1 protein-coding gene is annotated in these 1,494 nt (G+C 24.6%); it reads right to left on the bottom strand.

All coding sequences use genetic code 11. The features are described from left to right. Positions 1–1,448 (bottom strand): recombinase family protein (locus I4V51_RS20470; RefSeq protein WP_195990285.1); only part of this gene is annotated, 1,448 nt, incomplete at its 3' end. Between the last annotated feature and the right edge of the window lie 46 nt (positions 1,449–1,494).

The following is a 1,494-nucleotide window of genomic DNA, read 5'->3' as shown; positions in this document are numbered from 1 at the left end:
TCTTTTATTAAAGATTTTAAAAGTGTATTTTTATTTTCTATATTTAAATCATAATAAGTGTTTAAACAATTTTCTAGCATAGGTATATATTGAGTAATCTTTTCTATTACATTATTTTTACTCAGTTCAAGTAAATTATTTTTTTCTATTTCTAGACTCTTAATCTTTTCATTAATTGCAAAAGATCTTTCTTTAAATAGTTCTAGTGAATAAGCTTCTAATTCTAAAAGTTCACACGCTTTAATAAGTTGTTTTTTTAATTTACTAATCTCATTATCTATTTTAGAGATTTGAATGTTGTAATTTTTAGTACTCTTAATATATTCTTTTTCATAGTTTTTAACATAATAATAAAATTCATTTAATTGTTCTTCTAATGAAGTTAATAATTTTTTTTCTACTAGATTTAAGTTACTAGAAACATTATCACAATATTTATTTTTGCAGAGTAATACATCATCATGATTATTTTTATAAGGCCGTCTTATCATGTTAGTATTACATTTGCCACATTTGATTAATCCAGATAAAGGGTTCTTTAAAGATTTGCTACTAGGAACTTTTTTTATTGAAGAACTTTTAAGTAATTCCTGGACTCTATAAAAAGTAATATCATCAATTATAGGTTCATGCTTTCCTTTATATTCCTTATAATTTTGATTTATTGGTCTGGATTTATTTACTTCGTTATTATTTAGTTTTTTAACATGGGCTCTTCTACCCCAAGAAACATAACCTATATAAACTCTGCTAATTAAAATGTTTCTAACCATAGCAGCTGTCCATATTGAATTAGTTCGAGATGTTATACCCAAGTCATTTAATTTATATGCTAGATTAGAAGTTCCTAAACCTTCTAAATAAAGATTGAAAATTAATTTAACATTTTCTGCTTCATGATTAGGAACTAATTTATATCCTTTTCCAGTTTTTAATTTTTCTTTATCATAACCATAGGGAGTAACGCTTCCTATAAAATTACCTTCTTTAACTGATTGAACTCTTCCAGCTTGTATTCTTCTACTTATAGCTTTATACTCACGTCTAGACATAAATAATCCAAACTCTAAAAATTCATTATCATATTCATTATTTGTATCATAAGTTTTGTTAGGAGTTATTATTAAAGTATTAGTTAGTTGAAATGTTTGAGCTATTATACCTTGATCTATAGTATTACCTCTAGCAAGTCTTTCTATCTCCATTACTAGAACAGCTTTATAATATCCATTCTCAATTTTTTTTAGAAGTTCTTGAATAACTGGTCTGTCTTTAATAGTTTCACCAGATACGACTTCTTCGTATATATCTTCTTTATTAATTTTGATTTTTCTATCACTAGCAAAATCAAGTAGTATTCTTCTATGTCTTTCTAATACATCATAATCTTTTAACTCTAAATCTTTTCTTGATTTTCTAAGATAAATAGCAAAAAGTTCTTGATTCATGTTTTAATCCTCCTTAAAGTTTTATTTATAATAAAAGAGCTATGAA

The organism is Clostridium sp. D53t1_180928_C8 (genome assembly GCF_015667795.1).
In the GTDB taxonomy this organism is placed as follows: Bacteria; Bacillota; Clostridia; order Clostridiales; family Clostridiaceae; genus Clostridium.
This window is presented reverse-complemented; position numbering and strand designations above follow the sequence as displayed.